General features: G+C 70.0%; 18 protein-coding genes. 11 read left to right on the forward strand and 7 right to left on the reverse strand.

What is annotated here, in order from left to right:
* Positions 1-32: 32 nt before the first annotated feature.
* Positions 33-821 carry a protein phosphatase 2C domain-containing protein gene (locus OO70_RS22415; protein ID WP_043674314.1) on the forward strand — a complete coding sequence of 263 codons (789 nt, stop codon included), beginning with the start codon at positions 33-35 and terminating at the stop codon, positions 819-821.
* 15 nt (positions 822-836) lie between these two features.
* Here the strand turns inward: OO70_RS22415 and OO70_RS22420 are convergent, their stop codons facing one another.
* Entirely contained in the window at positions 837-1,358 is a 522-nt protein-coding gene (locus OO70_RS22420) for a MarR family winged helix-turn-helix transcriptional regulator (RefSeq protein ID WP_043674317.1), read from the reverse strand.
* 218 nt (positions 1,359-1,576) lie between these two features.
* On the opposite strand from OO70_RS22420, the gene OO70_RS22425 reads away from it, so the two are divergent.
* On the forward strand, positions 1,577-2,395 hold the full coding sequence (locus OO70_RS22425; protein WP_043674321.1) for a lysozyme: 819 nt from the start codon (positions 1,577-1,579) through the stop codon (positions 2,393-2,395).
* A 75-nt stretch (positions 2,396-2,470) separates the two neighbouring features.
* On the opposite strand, the gene lon is transcribed toward OO70_RS22425, so the two are convergent.
* On the reverse strand, positions 2,471-4,888 hold the full coding sequence (gene lon, locus OO70_RS22430) for an endopeptidase La (RefSeq protein WP_043674326.1): 2,418 nt from the start codon (positions 4,886-4,888) through the stop codon (positions 2,471-2,473).
* A gap of 242 nt (positions 4,889-5,130) precedes the next feature.
* On the opposite strand from lon, the gene OO70_RS22435 reads away from it, so the two are divergent.
* Positions 5,131-5,943, forward strand: coding sequence for a GNAT family N-acetyltransferase (locus OO70_RS22435; protein WP_051741529.1), 813 nt, complete (start codon positions 5,131-5,133; stop codon positions 5,941-5,943).
* On the opposite strand, the gene OO70_RS22440 is transcribed toward OO70_RS22435, so the two are convergent.
* Positions 5,919-6,491 (reverse strand): TIGR03086 family metal-binding protein, encoded by a 573-nt coding sequence (locus OO70_RS22440; protein WP_043674894.1) that lies wholly within the window; start codon positions 6,489-6,491, stop codon positions 5,919-5,921. The two genes, OO70_RS22435 and OO70_RS22440, sit on opposite strands and share 25 nt — an antisense overlap.
* Before the next feature lie 141 nt (positions 6,492-6,632).
* Here OO70_RS22440 and OO70_RS22445 point away from each other — a divergent pair, with 141 nt between their 5' ends.
* On the forward strand, positions 6,633-8,141 hold the full coding sequence (locus OO70_RS22445) for a sulfatase family protein (RefSeq protein ID WP_051741502.1): 1,509 nt from the start codon (positions 6,633-6,635) through the stop codon (positions 8,139-8,141).
* Here OO70_RS22445 and OO70_RS22450 read toward each other — a convergent pair.
* On the reverse strand, positions 8,138-9,076 hold the full coding sequence (locus OO70_RS22450) for a rhomboid-like protein (RefSeq protein ID WP_043674332.1): 939 nt from the start codon (positions 9,074-9,076) through the stop codon (positions 8,138-8,140). The genes OO70_RS22445 and OO70_RS22450 overlap by 4 nt on opposite strands.
* Positions 9,077-9,269: 193 nt before the next feature.
* Here OO70_RS22450 and OO70_RS22455 point away from each other — a divergent pair, with 193 nt between their 5' ends.
* The 5 genes from OO70_RS22455 (at position 9,270) to OO70_RS22475 (ending at position 16,269) form a co-directional block, all read left to right on the forward strand.
* Positions 9,270-9,947 carry a spermine/spermidine synthase domain-containing protein gene (locus OO70_RS22455; protein WP_043674335.1) on the forward strand — a complete coding sequence of 226 codons (678 nt, stop codon included), beginning with the start codon at positions 9,270-9,272 and terminating at the stop codon, positions 9,945-9,947.
* A gap of 113 nt (positions 9,948-10,060) precedes the next feature.
* Positions 10,061-10,801: a response regulator transcription factor gene (locus OO70_RS22460; RefSeq protein WP_043674338.1), complete on the forward strand. Its 741-nt coding sequence runs from the start codon at positions 10,061-10,063 to the stop codon at positions 10,799-10,801.
* Positions 10,798-11,904: a sensor histidine kinase gene (locus OO70_RS22465; RefSeq protein ID WP_043674341.1), complete on the forward strand. Its 1,107-nt coding sequence runs from the start codon at positions 10,798-10,800 to the stop codon at positions 11,902-11,904. The genes OO70_RS22460 and OO70_RS22465 overlap by 4 nt, the downstream gene beginning before the upstream one ends.
* 281 nt (positions 11,905-12,185) lie before the next feature.
* Positions 12,186-16,001, forward strand: a complete 3,816-nt coding sequence (locus OO70_RS22470; protein ID WP_043674344.1) for a multifunctional oxoglutarate decarboxylase/oxoglutarate dehydrogenase thiamine pyrophosphate-binding subunit/dihydrolipoyllysine-residue succinyltransferase subunit — start codon at positions 12,186-12,188, stop codon at positions 15,999-16,001.
* A gap of 85 nt (positions 16,002-16,086) precedes the next feature.
* The gene (locus OO70_RS22475; protein WP_019075209.1) at positions 16,087-16,269 is read left to right on the forward strand and encodes a DUF6104 family protein; all 183 of its coding nucleotides are present in this window, start codon (positions 16,087-16,089) and stop codon (positions 16,267-16,269) included.
* Between the two features lie 56 nt (positions 16,270-16,325).
* Here the strand turns inward: OO70_RS22475 and OO70_RS22480 are convergent, their stop codons facing one another.
* On the reverse strand, positions 16,326-17,171 hold the full coding sequence (locus OO70_RS22480; RefSeq protein WP_043674897.1) for a hypothetical protein: 846 nt from the start codon (positions 17,169-17,171) through the stop codon (positions 16,326-16,328).
* A 175-nt stretch (positions 17,172-17,346) separates the two neighbouring features.
* Here OO70_RS22480 and OO70_RS22485 point away from each other — a divergent pair, with 175 nt between their 5' ends.
* Both OO70_RS22485 and OO70_RS22490 read left to right on the forward strand, forming a co-directional pair.
* Positions 17,347-18,540: a DUF4097 family beta strand repeat-containing protein gene (locus OO70_RS22485; RefSeq protein WP_078651530.1), complete on the forward strand. Its 1,194-nt coding sequence runs from the start codon at positions 17,347-17,349 to the stop codon at positions 18,538-18,540.
* A gap of 1 nt (position 18,541) precedes the next feature.
* Entirely contained in the window at positions 18,542-19,621 is a 1,080-nt protein-coding gene (locus tag OO70_RS22490; protein WP_043674351.1) for a PadR family transcriptional regulator, read from the forward strand.
* Between the two features lie 77 nt (positions 19,622-19,698).
* Here OO70_RS22490 and OO70_RS22495 read toward each other — a convergent pair whose 3' ends face one another.
* The gene (locus tag OO70_RS22495) at positions 19,699-20,268 is read right to left on the reverse strand and encodes a Clp protease N-terminal domain-containing protein (protein WP_043674354.1); all 570 of its coding nucleotides are present in this window, start codon (positions 20,266-20,268) and stop codon (positions 19,699-19,701) included.
* Entirely contained in the window at positions 20,268-20,477 is a 210-nt protein-coding gene (locus OO70_RS22500; RefSeq protein ID WP_043674355.1) for a helix-turn-helix domain-containing protein, read from the reverse strand. The genes OO70_RS22495 and OO70_RS22500 overlap by 1 nt, the downstream gene beginning before the upstream one ends.
* Positions 20,478-20,599: the final 122 nt, after the last annotated feature.

The raw sequence follows: 20,599 nt of genomic DNA on the forward strand, positions 1-20,599 counted from the left end.
GACCCTGTGAAGAGGTCGTGCAGACTGGCCGAATGCGTACGGAACTTGTCTCGGAACCCGGCGACCCGGGCCGCCCCAACGAGGACTTCGCGAGCGTCGGCCTTCCGGCCTCGGGACAGGGCGGTTCACTGATCGTCCTGGACGGAGTGACACCGCCGAGAGGGGAGACGGGCTGTCTGCATTCGGTCCCCTGGTACACCGCCCGGCTGGGCGGCGCACTGACCGAACTGACCGTTTCCTGCCGGGATCTGACCCTCGCGGAGATTCTCTCCCGGGCGATCCTCCGAACAGCCGAGGCCCACTCCACCACCTGTGACCTTTCTCACCCACGCACCCCGCAGGCAACGGTCGTACTGGCCCGCTGGTCACCGCGGGAGATCGAATACCTGGTCCTCTCGGACTCGGCCCTGCTGCTGGAATCACCGGCCGGCGAGGTGACCGCCGTACTGGACGACCGCCTGTCCCGCCTGCCACGCAGCGCTCTCGCGACGGACGCCATGATCGACGCCACGCTCCGCAACAAGGAGGGCGGCTTCTTCACCGCCGCCGCCGATCCGTCGGTCGCGGCACGGGCGGTGACGGGGTCGCTCCCCCGCACCGACGCCCGCGCCCTCGCCGCCCTGACGGACGGGGCGACGAGGTGGGTGGAGAAGTTCCACGAGGGCGACTGGGCGGACTGCTTCGCCCTCGTACGGAAGGAAGGGGCATCGGAGTTGGTGACCCGCGTACGGGCGCTGGAGCGGGCCGACGAGGAGACACGGACGTATCTACGGCGGAGCAAGACGCACGACGACGCGACGGTCGTGTACGTCGAGCTGTGACCCCCTACTTGACGCTCACTTCTCCATGACGCCGTTCAACTGGTGCAGGAGCCGGGCGAGTTCGGCGACCTCCCGGCGGTCCCAGTGGGAGAGCTGGGTGACATAGCGGGCCCGCCGGGCCTCGCGGACATGCGTGACCCGGCGGCGGCCCTCGTCGGTGAGGTCGACCAGCCAGGCACGGCCGTCCGCCGGGTCGGGCTCGCGGGCGATCAGGCCCAGCTCCTCCAGGGCGCGCAGCTGACGGGACATGGTGGCCTTGCCGACGCCGATGTAGGCGGCCAGCTCGGTGGCCCGCTGCCGGCCGTACTCCTCCAGCCGGACCAGCAGACCGTACGCGGCCGACTCCAGGTCGGGGTGGACCTCACGGGCCATCTCGCCCTGGTTGGCCCGGGCCCGACGCAAGAGAAACGTCAACTCGCGTTCCAGGGAAAGGTATTCCTGGTCCGGAACCCCGCCGACGCCCGCGGCGAGCCCGCCGGCGTCCACAGGAAGCCCGTCGTCGCTTCTGCCCTCGCCCTTGTGCACATCAGCACCCATTGGTCCGCTTTCCCGCTCGTGAAAGTTTCCGCCAAACACCGTCATCGCCGCAGCTCCGCCAGTATTTCGCAGGGCTAGACCAACGGCAGCGTCCGGACCCCCTTCCCACCCGGTGTTCTCGGTGCGTAGCTTCTCCACCAGGCGAAAGCTGGCATGCCCACGCCACACACGGCACTTCTCCCCAGCACCTCCCGCCACCGCGCCCTCGGAGGCACGCCATGCCCGTGCACAGACCCGGCTCACTCCGCCCACGGCACCTCGCCCTCACCCTCGCCCTCTCCGGCACCCTGCTGGCAGGGCTCTCCCTCCCGGCCACCGCCACCACCGTCCCCGCCCGCGGTTCCGCCCACATGGGCATCGGCGTCCTGGCCCACGACGGCCAGGCAGTCACGCCCGCCGGCGCCGAGGCCACCCAGACAGAGGGCGTCGACGTCAGCGGCTACCAGGGCGACGTCGCCTGGTCGACCCTGTGGAGCAGCGGGGTCAAGTGGGCCTACACCAAGGCGACCGAGGGGACGTACTACACGAACCCCTACTTCGCCCAGCAGTACAACGGCTCCTACAACGTCGGCATGATCCGCGGCGCCTACCACTTCGCGACCCCGGACACGACGACCGGCGCCACCCAGGCCAACTACTTCGTCGACCACGGCGGCGGCTGGTCCAAGGACGGCAAGACCCTCCCCGGCGTCCTCGACATCGAGTGGAACCCGTACGGCGCGTCCTGCTACGGCAAATCGACGGCGGCGATGGTCAGTTGGATCGCGGACTTCCTCTCCACGTACAAGTCCCGCACCGGCCGTGACGCCGTGATCTACACGGCGACGAGCTGGTGGACCTCCTGCACCGGCAACTACGCCGGTTTCGCCTCCGCCAACCCCCTCTGGATCGCCCGGTACGCCTCGGACGCGGGGACGCTGCCGGCGGGGTGGTCGTACTACACGATGTGGCAGTACACGTCGTCCGGACCGACGGTCGGGGACCACGACGTGTTCAACGGGGCGCTGGACCGGGTGGTGGCGCTCGCCAATGGGTGAACAGGGGTGAACGACGAAGGCCCGGGCCCCCCTTGAAGGGACCCGGGCCTTCGCCCATTCATCCGGTCGCGTCCGTCACGCCGCCACCGGAACCTCCGGCGTCGCGCCGTTCGTCGCCGGCGACAGCGCCAGCTCCAGGACCTGGCGGACGTCCGTCACCGCGTGGACGTCGAGCTTGTCCAGGACCTCGGCCGGAACGTCGTCCAGGTCGGGCTCGTTGCGCTTCGGGATGATCACCGTGGTGACCCCCGCCTGGTGCGCGGCGAGCAGCTTCTGCTTCACCCCGCCGATCGGGAGGACCCGGCCGGTCAGGGAGACCTCACCGGTCATGGCCACGTCCGTGCGGACCAGCCGACCGCTGAGCAGCGACGCGAGAGCGGTCGTCATGGTGACACCCGCGCTCGGGCCGTCCTTCGGCACCGAACCCGCCGGGAAGTGGATGTGCACGCCCCGGTCCTTCAAGTCGGCGACGGGCAGCTCCAGTTCGGCTCCGTGTGAGCGCAGGAACGACAGGGCGATCTGCGCGCTCTCCTTCATCACGTCACCGAGCTGACCGGTCAGGGTCAGCCCCGCCGCGCCCGTCTCCGGGTCGGCGAGCGACGCCTCGACGTAGAGGACGTCACCGCCCGCGCCGGTGACCGCGAGCCCGGTGGCGACACCGGGGACCGCCGTACGGCGCTCCGCCGGGTCCTGGGCGGACTCGGGCACGTGGTGCGGCCGGCCGATCAGGCCGCGCAGGTCGGCGTCCTTGACGGTGAACGGCAGCTCCCGCTCGCCCAGCTCGTGCTGCGCGGCGATCTTGCGCAGCAGCCGGGCGATCGACCGCTCCAGGGTGCGGACACCGGCCTCACGGGTGTACTCACCGGCGAGCTTGCGCAGCGCGCTCTCGTCGATGACGACCTCGTCGTCCTTGAGCCCCGCCCGCTCCAGCTGGCGCGGGAGCAGGTGGTCACGGGCGATGACGACCTTCTCGTCCTCGGTGTAACCGTCCAGCCGGACCAGTTCCATACGGTCGAGCAGCGCCTCCGGGATGGCTTCGAGCACGTTGGCCGTCGCCAGGAACACCACGTCGCTCAGGTCGAGTTCGACCTCCAGGTAGTGGTCCCGGAAGGTGTGGTTCTGCGCGGGGTCGAGCACTTCGAGGAGCGCGGCGGCCGGGTCACCCCGGTAGTCGGACCCCACCTTGTCGATTTCGTCGAGCAGGACCACCGGGTTCATGGACCCGGCCTCCTTGATGGCGCGGACGATACGACCGGGCAGCGCGCCGACGTATGTACGCCGGTGACCGCGGATCTCGGCCTCGTCCCGCACACCGCCCAGCGCGACCCGGACGAACTTCCGCCCCATCGCGTGCGCGACGGACTCACCGAGCGAGGTCTTGCCGACACCGGGCGGACCGACGAGGGCGAGCACGGCACCGCCGCGCCGACCGCCGACGACTCCCAGCCCCCGCTCCGCGCGCCGTTTGCGCACGGCCAGGTACTCGGTGATGCGCTCCTTCACGTCGTTCAGGCCGGCGTGCTCGGCATCGAGGATCGCCTTGGCGCCCTGGATGTCGTACTCGTCCTGAGTCCTTTCATTCCACGGAAGTTCAAGAACGGTGTCCAGCCAGGTCCGAATCCACGACCCCTCGGGCGACTGGTCGGAGGACCGCTCCAGCTTCTCGACCTCCTTGAGCGCGGCCTCACGGACCTTCTCGGGGAGATCGGCGGCCTCGACGCGGGCGCGGTAGTCGTCGGACTCCTCACCGTCGCTCGAATCGCCGTTCAGCTCGCGCAGTTCCTTGCGGACGGCTTCGAGCTGGCGGCGCAGCAGGAACTCGCGCTGCTGCTTGTCGACGCCTTCCTGCACGTCCTTGGCGATGGTCTCGGCGACATCCTGCTCGGCGAGGTGGTCGCGCAGGTGCTGGGTGGCGAGCTTCAGCCGGGCCACCGGGTCGGCGGTCTCCAGCAGCTCGATCTTCTGGTCGGTGGTCAGGAAAGGTGAGTAACCGGAGTTGTCGGCGAGCGTGGACACATCGTCAATGGCCTGCACGCGGTCGACGACCTGCCAGGCCCCCCGCTTGCGCAGCCACGCGGTGGCCAACGCCTTGTACTCCTTCACGAGCTCGGTGACCGAGCCGGGCAACGGTTCGGGCAGGCTCTCGTCGAGCGCGGTGCCCTCGACCCAGAGCGCGGCACCAGGACCGGTGGTCCCGGCCCCGATCTTCACGCGGCTACGGCCGCGGATCAGCGCACCCGGGTCTCCGTCGGCCAGCCGGCCGACCTGCTCGATGGTGCCGAGCACGCCGGTGCTGGCGTAGGTCCCGTCGATCCGTGGCACCAGCAGGACCTTGGGCTTTCCGGGCTCGGACCGCGCGGCGGCCTGTGCGGCCTCCACGGCGGCGCGTACATCCGTGTCGTTCAGGTCCAGCGGAACCACCATTCCGGGCAGCACGACCTCGTCGTCGAGCGGCAGCACGGGCAGGGTGAGCGGTGTGGACGTCGAAGCCATGATCTCCCCTTAGGCAGTCAAGTTGAGCTATGCCGACTCAATGCTTGGGCGCCTTCGATTGTTCCCCACCGCTTGTTCGCCGTGAGCGATCGGCTGCTCCACGACTGCCTCGCCCCAGGTGAACGCGGAATCGGCGCCCTGGCTTCCCGCCAAAACCGGTTGCTGCGGCCGGGCGCCTCCAGGACCCTCTCCCCGTGACAGAGACCGAGACACAGGCCCTCCTCGCCGCCTACGACGACCAGATGCGCGGCGCCCCTCCCACCCCTCCCGCCGGGGTGACGTACGAGAAGGACGGGCCGCTGTTGCGGATCGTCGGACAGTTCCGGGGGTTCGTGAGCGGACCGCGTGACCTGGGGATACGCGGGCCGGAACTGGACAAGCTGATCGGCCGCCAAAGGGACTTCTTCGCGGCGCGCGGGGAGGGCATGGAGTGGAAGACGCGCGCCCATGACGAACCCGCCGACCTCATCGACCGGCTGCGCGCGGCGGGCTTCGTGCCCGAGGACCAGGAGACGGTGCTGATCGGGCGGCCCGAGGAGATGGCCGTACGTGAGCCCGTGCTGCCGGACGGAGTCACGGTGCGCCGCGTTGTCGACGACGCCGACATGCACCGGATCGCGGCCATGGAGTCGGCCGTCTGGGGGCAGGACTGGAGCTGGCTCGCCGACGACCTGACCGGCCGCGTCGCCTCCGCGCCGGACGAGATCGCGATCTACGTCGCCGAGGCCGGCGGCGAGGTGGTGTCCGCAGCCTGGCTGGTCTTCCGGCCGGGGACGGAGTTCGCCAGCCTGTGGGGCGGCTCGACGGTCACCGAGTGGCGAGGCAAAGGCATCTACCGCGCCCTCGTAGCCACCCGAGCCGCTCTCGCCACCGCCCGCGGAGTCCCGTACCTGCACGTGGACGCCTCGGACGACAGCGCACCGATCCTCTGCAGGCTGGGATTCCGGGCGGTCACGACGACCACGCCGTACGTGTGGTCACCGGACCGACCGGATCAAACCGATCAGCCGGATCAGCCGGATCAGCCGGATCAGGAGACCGTGCGCCCCAAGTAGGCCAACAGCCGCCCGTGCGGAGCCGCCCCCGGCGCGGGCTGCACCTCCGGGCCGAAGACGCCCGGCATCCGGTACGCGTCGAAGCCGCCCATCCCCCGCATCACCGACAGCAGCTCCCCGCACAACTCCTCGTCCACCAAAGCCTGTTGGCCCGTCGCGACCGCCAGGTCCACGCCGTGGACGCAGACCTCCGTGAAGTGGATCAGCGCGGCCATCGGGCCGGGCAGCGCGCCCAGCGAGATGTGGACGGTGGTGCCGAGGGCGCCCGGGCGGTTCCAGGCCGCGCTGTCCACCTCCGCCGCCTCGGTGTACGCACCCTTGGGGTCGGCGCCCAGCCAGTCGGACTCGTGCTCGGCACCCGGATCGGTGCCGTTCAGTTCGGCGGCGAAGATGCGCATGCCGCCCACCGTGTGGTTCAGGAGAGTGCCGGCGTCCCACTCCGCGCACGGGGTGGGGTGCGTCCACTGGTCCCCGGCAACTCCCGCCACCACCAAGCCAGTTGCATCGATCGCCCGCTCTATCCGCCGTACCGCATTCGTATGCGTCACCCGGACCTCCCCCGTCCAAGACAGCGATCCGCTCGCCATGTCATCGCTACACCCCCGCAACGGCATTCACAGCCAACTGCCGCAAAATGCAAGCAGATTCACAGCCAGCGGTCGGTCCGTACGGGGACACGGGGGGATGAAATGAGCGACCCAGTGGGTGAGGGTCAGCCGCAGCGCGGGCCGCGCAGGCGCGCCGTCGTGGCCGGCGCCGCCGTGATCGCCACCGCCGCGGCGATCCCCGTCGCCCTCCACGCGGCGAAGGGCGAAAAGCACACGCCCGCGGCCCGACCCGCCACGCCCGCCCGTGACCTCAACTCCCCTTCTCCCTCCCCCACTTCGCACTCCCGCGCCCGGGGCGACAACCGGCCCAACATCCTCGTCGTCGTCACGGACGACCAGCCCAAGGACACCGACTGGGCGACCCCGCAGACCGTCGACTGGCTCGGTGACCAAGGCGTCACCTTCGAGCGGGCGCACGCCAACACCCCGCTGTGCGCGCCCTCCCGTGCCTCGATCATGTCGGGCAGGTACGCCCACAACCACGGCGTCCTGGACACCCGGCACCCGTACCACCTGGACCAACACACCACCGTGCAGCGGCAGTTGCACAACTCGGGTTACCGCACAGGCCTGTTCGGCAAGTACCTGAACTACTGGCACACCGGCGACAACCCGCCCCACTTCGACGAGTGGCTCCTCCAGGAACCGGTGGCGTACTACAACGGGCATTACAACGACGGCGGAACCGTCCGGAACATCCCCGGTTACAACACCACCGTCATCAAGGACCGCGCCCTCGCCTTCCTGGAGGGGTCGAGGACGGACCGGCGGCCCTGGTTCGCCTACGTCGCCACGCGCAGCGCCCACGAGTTCAACATTCCGGAGAAGAAGTACGCCGACACCCGCGTCCCGGAGTGGACGGGGCGGCCGTCCGTCTTCGAGACCGACAAGGCCGACAAACCCGCGTTCCTGCGCAAGGCGAAGCACGGTCTGGCCGCCGGACAGGCCTTGCGCGCCCGGCAGTTGCGCACCCTGCTGTCCGTGGACGACGCGATGCGCGACTTCCGCGACAAGCTGCGGGCGCTCGGCCAGCTGGAGAACACGCTCGTGCTGTACACCAGCGATCACGGGCTGTGCTGGGGCGACCACGGCTGGCTGCGCAAGTCGGTGCCGTACCGGCCGAGTCTGGAGGTGCCGTTCCAGCTGTCCTGGCCGGCCCGGGGTCTCGACAAGGGCACCTCTGACGACCGTCTCACCGGTCACGTCGACATCGCGCCCACCCTCCTGGACGCGGCCGGAATCACCCCGGACACCCCGCACGACGGCCACTCGCTGCTCGGCACCGGCGACCGGGACCATCTGCTCGCCGAGTGGTGGTGGAACCGGCAGGACAAGGAGCCGATCCACACCTGGGCGACGTACATCGGCAGGTCCGAGCAGTACACGGAGTACTACCGCACGCGCCTCGACAAGAACGGCCTGCCGACGGACGGCGACGGCAAGGTGCTCTTCCGTGAGTACTACGACCTGCGCGCCGATCCCTACCAGCTCACCAACAAACTGCACGAGGCAACCGCCGCGCAGGAGGCGCGACTTGGCATCCCGGCGCTGGCTAAGGGACTGAACGCGGCCAGGCGGGCGGGCAGTTAGACCCGAGCCGCCTCAACCGAAGCCACCTCAACCGGAGCCGCCTCGACCCGAGTCACCCGAGCCACCACCCGCTCGGCCCGCGCGGCCCGCTGCCAGCGCCGTATCAAGGGCCAGGTCGCGACGCCTATCGTGAGCGAGATCAGATGGCCCCAGTTCGTCATGGGGTCGGTGAACTCGATCAGGTCCTCGACCAGCGACCAGCCGAACAGGCCGATCAGCGGCAGGCCCAGCCACGGCCGCAGCAGACCGGCCAGCGCTCCTATGCTCGTCGCGACGCCGAAGCTGATGCCGTAGTCGAGGCGGTGCAGCGAGCTGTTGGGCAGATGGCCCGCCAACACGGCGATTCCCACGGTCCCTTCGGTCGCGAGCGTGGCCAGGATGTGCCCGGACAGGAACACCCCGGCGGCCCGCACCCCGCCGATCCGCCGTTCCAGCGCGGTCAGTACGAGCAGGAAGAGGAACGCGTACGGCGACATCATCCCGCCGACGATCCACAGCGCACTGGAGATCAGCACGAGGAACGGGTCGCGCACGAGGTGGGCCACATCGGTGCTGGAGGCCTGGTGCAGTTCGTTCACGAGGGTCGGATCGGCGTACTGCGCCACGAGGGAGGTGACGAGGAGCAGCAGCGCGTAGCCGAAGGTGAACGGCGTCCCGGTGGGCGTGGGCAGCAGCCGCCAGGGGTGGAGGCGGCGGAGCGCCACCAGGAGTCGCGACTCCCGGGGAAGAGCAGGGGTGGACGCCGACACGGACACGGCCGCCGGGCCGGGGAGCGCGAGGACCAACTCCCCTTCCGTCACCGCGACTTCCCGCTGTCTCGGCATCGCGTCCAGCAGGCCGGGGTCCAGAGCCGAATCCGGCCCGGAATCATCGGCCGAGGGCGCGCCCGGGGGCGTGGCGGAGGCCTTTGTGTCGGCCGTCGCGGTCCGTTCCACTCTGAGGCGCCCCTTCCGTTTCACCCCACCCTTCGCCGTCCGACGTGCCGCTGTCTATGACCGACGCCACGCGAGAGCCGATTCACAGCAACCCCAGAGCTTTCTCACGCGTCCGCGGGTAGCTTGCACCCGGACGGGTCCACCCGGGGTTAATTCGGCTGCCCTTTCCGGTGAAACTGCCAGGATGGATCGCATGACCACCGCGTACGACACTCCCGTTGTCCTGGACCGTCGCGAGGGCCCCTACGGCGAGGTGGTGCTGCGCCGGCACGGGGAGTTGCTGCAGATCATCGCCAACGGCTGCTTCCTGATGGACACCTCGGACGGCCGCTCGGAGCGACTGCTGGTCGACGCCGCGTACGACGCGCTCGACGGGCGCCCCGAACCGGCCGTGCTGATCGGCGGGTTGGGCGTGGGGTTCTCGCTGGCGCACGCCGCGGCCGATCCCCGGTGGGGGCGGATCACGGTCGTGGAGCGGGAGCCCGCGATCGTCGAATGGCACCGCTCCGGGCCGTTGTCGGCCCTCTCCGCGGCCGCTCTCGCCGACCCGCGGACCGACATTCTGAAAACGGACCTGGTCGCATTCGTCAATGAGACTTGCGCCACTTTCGACGCGCTCTGCCTCGACATCGACAACGGCCCCGACTGGACCGTCACCGACAGCAACGACAACCTCTACTCGCAGGCCGGACTGGCAAGCTGCGCAAGGGTGTTGAGGCCTGGCGGGGTGCTCGCCGTATGGTCTGCGCAGCCCTCTCCGGAATTTGAGCGAACCTTATGGAATGCCGGGTTCCAACAGGTGCGTACCGAAGAGATCCCCGTTGCCCGAGGAGTTCCCGACGTCGTGCACCTCGCCGTCCGACCTGGATAGCAAAGGAGTTGCCGCTGCCCGTACCCTGCTTGCCTGACGCAGATCATTCAAGCGTCAAGCGCAGTCATGGGATCACCCCACTGGTTCCGGAAAGCACACTTCAGGGGCGGGCGATGGAGCAGACACATACCTCCCACAACGGTACGGCCACGGCCACACCGGGCGCACAGCGCCGGGTGCTGGTGGTCGAGGACGACCCGACGATCGTCGACGCCATCGCGGCACGTCTGCGCGCCGAGGGATTTCTCGTGCAAACCGCGGGCGACGGGCCGTCGGCCGTCGACACCGCCGAGGCCTGGCAGCCCGATCTGCTGATCCTCGACATCATGCTGCCCGGCTTCGACGGGCTGGAGGTCTGCCGCCGTGTGCAGGCCGCCCGCCCGGTGCCGGTGCTGATGCTCACCGCGCGCGACGACGAGACCGACATGCTGGTCGGACTCGGGGTCGGCGCCGACGACTACATGACCAAGCCGTTCTCGATGCGGGAGCTGGCGGCGCGGGTCCATGTCCTGCTGCGCCGCATGGAGCGTGCCGTGGTGGCCGCGTCCACCCCGCGCTCGGGCATCCTGCGGCTCGGCGAGCTGGAGATCGACCACGCACAGCGCCGGGTACGGGTGCGCAGCGAGGACGTGCACCTCACGCCCACCGAGTTCGACCTGCTGGTCTGTCTGGCGAACACCCCGCGTGCCGTGCTCTCGCGCGAGCAGCTGCTCGCGGAGGTGTGGGACTGGGCGGACGCCTCCGGGACCCGTACCGTCGACAGCCACATCAAGGCGCTGCGCCGGAAGATCGGCGCCGAGCGGATCCGCACGGTCCACGGCGTCGGCTACGCACTGGAGACACCCACGCCATGAACGAAGGGCCGACGTCACGGAGGAGCCCCGGGGAACCCTGGGGCGGCGTACGCCCGTTCTCGATCAAGACCAAGCTGGGCGCGCTCGTCGTCATCTCGGTGCTCATCACCACCGGGCTGATGATGATCGCCATGCGCACGGCGACGGAGCTGCGCTTCATCACGGTCTTCTCGATGATCGCCACACTGCTGATAACGCAGTTCGTGGCCCATTCGCTCACCGCGCCGCTGGACGAGATGAACACGGTGGCCCGGTCCATCTCGCGCGGCGACTACACGCGCCGGGTGCGCGAGAACCGCCGTGACGAACTGGGCGACCTGGCCGAGACGATCAACGTCATGGCCGACGAGTTGGAGGCCCAGGAGCGCCAGCGCAAGGAACTCGTCGCGAACGTCTCGCACGAGCTGCGCACCCCCATCGCGGGCCTGCGCGCCGTACTGGAGAACGTCGTCGACGGCGTCTCGGCCGCCGATCCGGAGACCATGCGCACGGCGCTGAAGCAGACCGAGCGTCTCGGGCGCCTCGTCGAGACGCTGCTGGACCTCTCCCGCCTGGACAACGGCGTCGTACCGCTGAAGACCCGCCGCTTCGAGGTGTGGCCGTATCTCTCGGGCGTGCTCAAGGAGGCCAACATGGTCGCCTCCGCGCGCGGGGGCATCGCGTCGGGCTCGGGGAGTCACACGCGGACGGACGTCCATCTGCACCTGGACGTGTCCCCGCCGGAGCTGACCGCGCTCGCGGACCCGGAGCGCATCCACCAGGTCGTCGCCAACCTGATCGACAACGCGGTCAAGCACAGTCCCGCGCACGGCCGGGTGACGGTCAAGGCGCGGCGCGGCTCGCTGCCCCAGTCGCTGGAGCTGGAGGTCCTGGACGAGGGGCCCGGCATCCCGAAGGCGGAGTGGGCGCACATCTTCGAGCGGTTCAACCGGGGAGCGGTGAGCTCGCCGCACGGACCCGGCAGCGACGGCGGTACGGGCCTCGGCCTGGCGATCGCCCGCTGGGCGGTGGATCTGCACGGCGGCCGGATCGGTGTGGCCGAATCCGACCGTGGCTGCAGGATTATCGTCACCCTTCCGGGACTGTCATCCGTGCCAAGTTGACGTAAAGTTCGACCCGGAGCCACAAGATCCACGGCGGTCCGCGCTGACGGACACGTGTGATCAGGCACAGGCCCGCGCCGTTCGTGCGCCCGGCCGGCGTCAACTCACCTCATCCGTAGCGGAACCACGCTTGTTTCCCGCCATTTCAGCCCTCGAAACACACTTTCCGGTGTGACTTACACGACGATGGACCGGCCCGACCTGACCTTGGCGGTCATGGGGGCGTAGCCTTAATTCCCGCTGTCCATCACCTTGTGAAGCGGAAGAGGGCGGTTGCCGCCGTGTCGTCACAGTCCCCCAGTAACTCGACCATCTCGACCGAGTCCGACCAAGCCGCGGGTAAGAATCCCGCGGCGGCGTTCGGTCCCAACGAGTGGCTCGTCGACGAGATCTATCAGCAGTACCTCCAGGATCCGAACTCGGTAGACCGAGCCTGGTGGGACTTCTTCGCCGACTACAAGCCGGGCGCGGCCTCCGCCCCGACCTCGACCTCGGCGGGTACTGCGGCCGCGGGGGCCGCAGGAACCACCACCCCTGCTCCGGCCCCGGCCGCACCCGTAGCCCCGGCTCCGGCTGCTCCTGTCGCGCCCCCGGCTCCGGCGGTCCCCGCGCCGGCGCCCGCAGCCGCCGCTCCGGCGCCGGTGAAGGCCGTAGCCCCCGCTCCGGCCCCCGCCAAGCCCGCCGCGGTCGCGAAGCCCAAGGCCGAGCCCGCGACGGAGGCCCTTGGCGGTCCCGAGTACGTGACGCTGCGCGGCCCCGCCGCCGCAGTCGCGAAGAACATGAACGCCTCGATCGAGGTGCCCACGGCCACGTCCGTGCGCGCGGTCCCGGTCAAGCTGCTCTTCGACAACCGCATCGTCATCAACAACCACCTGAAGCGCGCCCGGGGCGGGAAGATCTCCTTCACCCACCTCATCGGCTACGCGATGGTGCAGGCCATCAAGGCCATGCCGTCGATGAACTACTCCTTCCAGGAGAAGGACGGCAAGCCGACCCTGGTCAAGCCGGAGCACGTCAACTTCGGTCTCGCCATCGACCTGGTGAAGCCCAACGGCGACCGCCAGCTCGTCGTCGCCGGCATCAAGAAGGCCGAGACGCTGAACTTCTTCGAGTTCTGGCAGGCCTACGAGGACATCGTCCGCCGCGCCCGCGACGGCAAGCTGACGATGGACGACTTCACCGGCGTCACGGTCTCCCTGACCAACCCCGGCGGCCTCGGCACCGTCCACTCGGTCCCCCGCCTGATGCCCGGTCAGTCGGTCATCATGGGCGTCGGCTCCATGGACTACCCCGCGGAGTTCCAGGGCACCAGCCAGGACACCCTGAACAAGCTCGGCATCTCGAAGGTCATGACGCTCACGTCGACCTACGACCACCGGGTCATCCAGGGCGCCGCCTCCGGCGAGTTCCTGCGGATCGTCGCCAACCTCCTGCTCGGCGAGAGCGGCTTCTACGACGAGATCTTCGAGGCGCTGCGCATCCCCTACGAGCCGGTCCGCTGGCTCAAGGACATCGACGCGTCGCACGACAACGACGTGACGAAGGCCGCCCGCGTCTTCGAGCTCATCCACTCCTACCGGGTCCGCGGCCACGTCATGGCCGACACCGACCCGCTGGAGTACCGCCAGCGCAAGCACCCCGACCTGGACATCACCGAGCACGGCCTCACCCTGTGGGACCTGGAGCGGGAGTTCGCGGTCGGCGGCTTCGCCGGCAAGTCCCTGATGAAGCTGCGCGACATCCTGGGCGTGCTGCGCGACTCGTACTGCCGCACCACGGGCATCGAGTTCATGCACATCCAGGACCCGAAGCAGCGCAAGTGGATCCAGGACCGCATCGAGCGCTCGCACTCCAAGCCGGAGCGCGAGGAGCAACTGCGCATCCTGCGCCGCCTGAACGCGGCGGAGGCCTTCGAGACCTTCCTGCAGACGAAGTACGTAGGCCAGAAGCGCTTCTCTCTTGAGGGCGGCGAGTCGGTCATCCCGCTCCTCGACGCGGTCATCGACAGCGCGGCCGAGTCGCGCCTCGACGAGGTCGTCATCGGCATGGCCCACCGCGGCCGCCTGAACGTCCTGGCCAACATCGTCGGCAAGTCGTACGCCCAGATCTTCCGGGAGTTCGAGGGCAACCTCGACCCGAAGTCGATGCACGGCTCCGGCGACGTGAAGTACCACCTGGGCGCCAAGGGCACGTTCACCGGCCTGGACGGCGAGCAGATCAAGGTCACCCTCGCGGCGAACCCGTCCCACCTGGAGACGGTCGACCCGATCATCGAGGGCATCGTCCGCGCCCGCCAGGACATCATCAACAAGGGCGGCACGGACTTCACGGTCCTGCCGCTCGCCCTGCACGGTGACGCGGCCTTCGCGGGCCAGGGCGTGGTGGCCGAGACGCTCAACATGTCTCAGCTGCGCGGCTACCGCACCGGCGGCACGATCCACATCGTCATCAACAACCAGGTCGGCTTCACGGCGGCTCCCGAGTCGTCGCGTTCCTCGATGTACGCCACGGACGTGGCCCGCATGATCGAGGCCCCGATCTTCCACGTGAACGGCGACGACCCGGAGGCAGTGGTCCGCGTCGCGCGGCTCGCCTTCGAGTTCCGCCAGGCGTTCAACAAGGACGTGGTGATCGACCTCATCTGCTACCGCCGCCGCGGTCACAACGAGTCGGACAACCCGGCCTTCACCCAGCCCTTGATGTACGACCTGATCGACAAGAAGCGCTCGGTGCGCAAGCTGTACACCGAGTCCCTCATCGGTCGCGGTGACATCACCCTCGAGGAGGCCGAGCAGGCCCTCCAGGACTACCAGGGCCAGCTGGAGAAGGTCTTCACGGAGGTCCGCGAGGCGACGGCCCAGCCCGGCGCCGCCCCGATGTCGGACCCGCAGGCCGAGTTCCCCGTCGCGGTCTCCACCGCGATCTCCACGGAGGTCGTCAAGCGGATCGCCGAGTCCCAGGTCAACATCCCGGACAGCTTCCACGTCCACCCGCGTCTGCTGCCCCAGCTGCAGCGCCGGGCGACGATGGTCGAGGACGGCACGATCGACTGGGGCATGGGCGAGACGCTCGCGATCGGTTCGCTGCTGCTCGAAGGCACGCCTGTCAGGTTGTCGGGCCAGGACTCCCGCCGAGGCACGTTCGGCCAGCGTCACGCGGTCCTCATCGACCGTCGGACGGGCGAGGACTACACCCCGCTCCAGTACCTCTCCGAGGACCAGGCGCGCTACAACGTCTACGACTCCCTCCTCTCCGAGTACGCGGTCATGGGCTTCGAGTACGGCTACTCGCTGGCCCGCCCCGACGCGCTCGTGATGTGGGAGGCGCAGTTCGGCGACTTCGTCAACGGCGCGCAGACGGTGGTCGACGAGTACATCTCGGCGGCGGAGCAGAAGTGGGGCCAGACCTCTGGCGTCACCCTCCTCCTCCCCCACGGCTACGAGGGCCAGGGCCCGGACCACTCCTCGGCCCGCGTGGAGCGCTTCCTCCAGCTCTGCGCGCAGAACAACATGACGGTCGCGATGCCGACCCTCCCGTCGAACTACTTCCACCTCCTGCGGTGGCAGGTGCACAACCCGCACCACAAGCCGCTGGTGGTCTTCACCCCGAAGTCGATGCTGCGCCTCAAGGCCGCCGCGTCGAAGACGGAGGAGTTCACGACGGGTCAGTTCCGCCCGGTCATCGGCGACGCGTCGGTGACGGACCCGGCGGCCGTCCGCAAGGTCGTCTTCGTCACCGGCAAGCTGTACTACGACCTGGACGCCGAGCGGGTCAAGCGCGGCTCCACGGACACGGCGATCATCCGCCTCGAGCGGCTGTACCCGCTGCCCGGTGCCGAGGTCCAGGCCGAGATCGCCAAGTACCCGAACGCCGAGAAGTACCTCTGGGCCCAGGAGGAGCCGGCCAACCAGGGCGCCTGGCCGTTCATCGCCCTGAACCTGATCGACCACCTGGACCTGGCGGTCGGCGCGGACGTGCCCCACGGCGAGCGCCTGCGGCGGATCTCCCGCCCGCACGGCTCGTCCCCGGCCGTCGGCTCCGCCAAGCGGCACCAGGCGGAGCAGGAGCAGTTGGTGCGTGAGGTGTTCGAGGCGTAACCGCCCCGACCTGTCGTACGCGGCCGGGCCGCACCCCCACTCCGGGGGTGCGGCCCGGCCGTTTGCGCGCACTTATCCTTGACCCATGTACTTCACGGACCGTGGCATCGAGGAACTGGAGAAGCGGCGCGGCGAGGAAGAGGTCACCTTCGAGTGGCTGGCCGAGCAACTGCGCACCTTCGTCGACCTGAACCCGGACTTCGAGGTCCCGGTGGAACGCCTGGCGACATGGCTGGCGCGACTGGACGACGAGGACGACGACGAGTAGTTCCTACGGCACGAGTTCGCACGGCACGAGTTTCTACGACGGCCCCGCCGACGGCGTCAGTCGCGCGGGCGGGCGAGGTCGTAGGCAAGGCCCAGTGCCCCGTGGGCCAGGAGAAGCGTCCCCGCGACGGTCCAGCCTCCGCTACGGCGTCGTAGGCCCCAGGCCGTGAGGGGAAGGCCCGCCGTCACCTGGGCGAGGGCCAGGGCGCGGGCGGCGGGTGTGCCGGACCAGGGCATCCAGGGGCCGAGGCGGCTGCTGTCGACCGCGTCGAGTTCCGCGCGGACGGCCTCGCGCCAGCCCGACCACTCGACCTGCTGGGCGTCGGGTTGGACGCGGGCGATCTCCCGGAGGCGGTCGGCCGGTTCACCAGGGGTGAGCCCTGCCGGAAGTGCCACTCCCGCGCGCGTGAGGACCGCCAGGAGGCCGCGCAGGCGGGTGCGGGCGTCGGCCTCGGGGTCGGGTTTCGTCAGGTGGTCGAGGGACTGCAGGTCCAGTACGGGATCCAGGCCCAGGCGGGCGGCGAAGGTGCGCATGGCCTCGTCCTCGCCGGCGGGCGTGCCGTCGGTGAGCCAGACGTAGCCGACGGGGCGGCGGAAACCCGAGGCCAGGGTGTAGCCCGCGCGGTCGGCGTCCCACCACAGGGCGAGTACGGGCCAGGGGGCGCCGACGGCGAGTGCCGTGGCCCAGCCGGTGAGGACGCGGTCGACCGGTTCGTCGCCGTGCAGCCAGGGCTTGCCCTCGGGGACGAGCACACTCCAGTCGTCGCCCGCGCGGGTCAGCAGCATGCGTTCGCGGAGCAGATGTGCCGCCTGGGCGACGGACTCGGGTTCCGCCCGGCAGAGCAGCAGGGCGCCCGGGGTGGCACCGGTCCGGCGTCCGGCCTGGGACTTCTCCGTCGACATGGTCACACGCTAGGACACATTGGCGAATTTCGTCGGGTGTGCGGTGGGCCGGCGGCCGGTCACCGACCACCGGAACGAGTGTCTTGACTTTCCGCATCCACGATATATCGTGTTTCTCGGAAGACGCGATATGGCGCGTCGTGTCCTGTCCGGTTCGGCCGAGGAGGTCTGCATCATGTCCGAGTGGTCCGTCGCAGAGCCCAGGAAGCTCACGTTCGACGAGCCCGTGAGCGATCTCCATGTACGCATCGTCAACGGAACGGTGAACGTCGTGGGGACGGACGAGGGTTCCGCCCGTCTCGAGATCTCCGAGATCGACGGGCCGCCCCTCGTGGTGACCCAGGAGAACGGCACGCTGACGGTGGCGTACGAGGACCTGCCCTGGAAGGGCTTCCTCAAGTGGCTCGACCGGAAGGGCTGGCGGCGCAGCGCGGTGGTCTCCCTGGCCGTTCCCGCGCGCACCCGGGTCGAGGTCGGGGTGGTCGGCGCCGCGGCCGTCGTCTCCGGGATCAGCGGGCCTTCGGTGGTGCGAGGCGTCACGGGTGACACGACCCTCGTCAGCCTCTCCGGTACGGTCCGCGCCGAGACGGTCTCGGGGAACCTGGAGGCCCAGGCCGTCACCGGCGACCTCCGCTTCCACTCCGTCTCCGGCGACCTCACCGTCGTCGAGGGCTCGGGGCCCTCCGTGCGCGCCGAGTCGGTGAGCGGCTCCATGATCGTGGATCTCGACCCGGACGGCCCGACCGATGTCCGGTTGACCAACGTCTCGGGCGAGATCGCGATCCGGCTGCCGCATCCGACGGACGCCGACGTCGAGGCGAACACGGCGAGCGGTTCGATCTCCAACGCCTTCGACGGACTGCGGGTGCACGGCCAGTGGGGCGCCCACAAGATCACCGGCCGCCTGGGCGCGGGCACCGGCAAGCTGCGGGCAACGACCGTCTCCGGCTCGATCGCCCTCCTGCGCCGCCCGGCGACGGAGGACGAGGACGGGCCGTGGGACGGGGCCACGGAGCAGACGGTCACGGCGACACGGGCCGACATGACGAAGGGACCCGATCCGGCAAAGGGTGCCGACCCGACAAAGGGGCCCGACGTGACGACGGAGCCCGACCCGGCGACAGGGCCCGAGGGCGGCGGGCAGGGCGACCCGGTCGAGGAGGCGGAGCCCGGAGACACGGGACCGGACACGTCGGACGACTCCTCGGACGACACCGCGGACGCGCCTGCGCCGGACGCTTCGGACGACACCGCACATGCCCCCGTGGACGGGGCTCAGGGCGACTCGGGGGACAATTCCGTTTCCGGCCCGGACGATGCTTCCGGCACCGCCGCGGCCGACGGCACGACCGACAAGAAGGTGCTCTGACATGCCTCCCGTCTTCGCCCACGGCCGCCTCCGCCTCTACCTGCTGAAGCTGCTGGACGAGGCCCCCCGACACGGCTACGAGGTCATCCGCCTCCTGGAGGAGCGTTTCCAGGGGCTGTACGCGCCGTCGGCGGGCACGGTCTACCCGCGCCTGTCCAAGCTCGAGGCCGAAGGCCTGGTCACCCACACCACCGAGGGCGGCCGCAAGGTGTACTCCATCACGGACGCCGGCCGCGCCGAACTGGCCGACCGCAGCGGCGAGTTGGCCGACCTGGAGCTGGAGATCCGCGAGTCGGTCGCCGAACTGGCCGCCGAGATCCGGGCCGACGTCCGTGGCGCGGCGGGCGACCTGCGGCGCGAGATGCGCGCGGCGGCCTCCGAGGCCCGGCAGGGAGCGAGGACCGGTCGGGGTCGACCGGGCGAACACGACGCCCCCGCCGGGGACTTCACGGACTTCGGTGACAAGGAGTCGTGGCGCGCCGCCAAGGAGGAGATGCGCCGCGCCAAGCAGGAGTGGAAGGAGCAGGCCCGGCGCGCCAAGGACGAGAGCCGGCGGGCCCGCGAGGAGGCCCAGCAGGCCCGGCGCCAGGCCAAGGAGGCACAGGCCCGGGCATGGGCGCAGGCCCAGGAGGAGATGCAGCGCATCGGCCGCCAGGTCCAGGAGCACGCCCAGGACCACTTCGCGCGCGGCGACTGGCCCACGGGAGTGCGGGAGAGCCTCACCGAACTGGCCAAGGAATTCGGCGACTTCGGGAAGGAGTTCGGCAAGGACTTCGGGTTCGGGGGGCGGCCGAGTACCGGCAAGTCGGCCCCGACCACGACACCCGGGGGATCGGCGCCCGAGTACGGCCAGACCCCGGAGGACTTCCCCGCCGAGTACGAACCGGCCTGGGCCCACGAGGACTCCACCGGCGAACCGGCCCGCGACCTGGACCGCCTCCTCGACCGCTTCCGGGACGACATCCGCGACGCGGCCCGCGACCGCGGGGTCACCGAGGACCAACTCCGCGACACCCGGCGCCACTTGTCGGCGGCGGCGGCACACATCGGGGCGGTACTGCGTGGTGGCCGCAAGGCCTGAGCCGTCACACATGACAGGGGCGCCGGGACACCCGACCCAGGCGCCCCGCCCCGACCCAGGCACCCCGCCCCCGCCACTCAGCCCGCCTTCGCCTCTCCCCCGCCGTACAGCACCCGCGTCGCCGCCTCGTGTGTCACCCCGTGGTCGGCGAGCACCTCGCCCGGCACGCCGGGGAGGATGGTCAGGGCGAGGAGGAAGTGCTCGTCGCCGATGTGCCTGTCGTGGTGGGCGACGGCGATGCGCAGCGCCTTCTCCAGGACGTTCTTGGCGCCCCGGCTGAAGGTACGGCGGCCCGACCACCACTCCTTGTCCTTGCGGTCACCGGACATCGCCCCGACGCCGTGCACCTCCTCCACGCGGGCGACGATCTCCGCGACGTCGATACCGAGCCCGGCAAGGGCGTCGGCCTCGGACTGGGACAGCCCGGCCCGTCGGCGCGCGTCGCCCAGAGCCTGTCGTACGGACTCCTTGCGTTCCTCGGGAGCGAGACCGAGGGCGGTCAGGGCGAAGGAGGCCCGGCTGGCCCGGCGGTCGAGGAGAGCCAGCAGCAGGTGTTCGGGGTCGACGGAACCGGACCCCGACCGCTCGCATTGCGCCACCGCACCCTGCACCACGGCCCGGGCGTCCTTCGTGAACCGTTCGAACATCACTGCCTCCCGTACTTCTTGTGCACGGCCTGCCTGCTGACACCGAGTTCCGCGGCGATCTCCTGCCACGACCAGCCCCGATTGCGCGCACTGCGCACCTGCACCGCCTCCAGCTGCTCCACGAGCTTGCGCAGCGCGGACACGGCACGCAGGCCGATCCGTGGATCACGGTCACCCGCGCGCTCGGCGAGATCCGTTGCTTCGGTCATGGTGTCAACTTACGTTGACATCGCCCCCATGTCAACCAAAGTTGACGGACGGTGTCGGCGCGGCGGCATACGCCTGCGGCCGGCCCGGGAACCCGGACCGGCCGCAGAGTCGTAGAAAGAAG

This window comes from Streptomyces xylophagus (assembly GCF_000716435.1).
In the GTDB taxonomy this organism is placed as follows: domain Bacteria; phylum Actinomycetota; class Actinomycetes; order Streptomycetales; family Streptomycetaceae; genus Streptomyces; species Streptomyces xylophagus.

What these genes read in the sequence shown, in the direction of transcription:
- OO70_RS22495 (WP_043674354.1), bottom strand. Translation starts at nt 20,268, where the DNA reads ATGTTCGAACGGTTCACGAAGGACGCCCGGGCCGTGGTGCAGGGTGCG.
- OO70_RS22415 (WP_043674314.1), top strand. Translation starts at nt 33, where the DNA reads ATGCGTACGGAACTTGTCTCGGAACCCGGCGACCCGGGCCGCCCCAAC.
- OO70_RS22455 (WP_043674335.1), top strand. Translation starts at nt 9,270, where the DNA reads ATGACCACCGCGTACGACACTCCCGTTGTCCTGGACCGTCGCGAGGGC.
- OO70_RS22485 (WP_078651530.1), top strand. Translation starts at nt 17,347, where the DNA reads ATGTCCGAGTGGTCCGTCGCAGAGCCCAGGAAGCTCACGTTCGACGAG.
- OO70_RS22465 (WP_043674341.1), top strand. Translation starts at nt 10,798, where the DNA reads ATGAACGAAGGGCCGACGTCACGGAGGAGCCCCGGGGAACCCTGGGGC.
- OO70_RS22420 (WP_043674317.1), bottom strand. Translation starts at nt 1,358, where the DNA reads ATGGGTGCTGATGTGCACAAGGGCGAGGGCAGAAGCGACGACGGGCTT.
- OO70_RS22445 (WP_051741502.1), top strand. Translation starts at nt 6,633, where the DNA reads ATGAGCGACCCAGTGGGTGAGGGTCAGCCGCAGCGCGGGCCGCGCAGG.
- OO70_RS22490 (WP_043674351.1), top strand. Translation starts at nt 18,542, where the DNA reads ATGCCTCCCGTCTTCGCCCACGGCCGCCTCCGCCTCTACCTGCTGAAG.
- OO70_RS22475 (WP_019075209.1), top strand. Translation starts at nt 16,087, where the DNA reads ATGTACTTCACGGACCGTGGCATCGAGGAACTGGAGAAGCGGCGCGGC.
- OO70_RS22500 (WP_043674355.1), bottom strand. Translation starts at nt 20,477, where the DNA reads ATGACCGAAGCAACGGATCTCGCCGAGCGCGCGGGTGACCGTGATCCA.
- lon (WP_043674326.1), bottom strand. Translation starts at nt 4,888, where the DNA reads ATGGCTTCGACGTCCACACCGCTCACCCTGCCCGTGCTGCCGCTCGAC.
- OO70_RS22435 (WP_051741529.1), top strand. Translation starts at nt 5,131, where the DNA reads ATGCGCGGCGCCCCTCCCACCCCTCCCGCCGGGGTGACGTACGAGAAG.
- OO70_RS22460 (WP_043674338.1), top strand. Translation starts at nt 10,061, where the DNA reads ATGGAGCAGACACATACCTCCCACAACGGTACGGCCACGGCCACACCG.
- OO70_RS22480 (WP_043674897.1), bottom strand. Translation starts at nt 17,171, where the DNA reads ATGTCGACGGAGAAGTCCCAGGCCGGACGCCGGACCGGTGCCACCCCG.
- OO70_RS22425 (WP_043674321.1), top strand. Translation starts at nt 1,577, where the DNA reads ATGCCCGTGCACAGACCCGGCTCACTCCGCCCACGGCACCTCGCCCTC.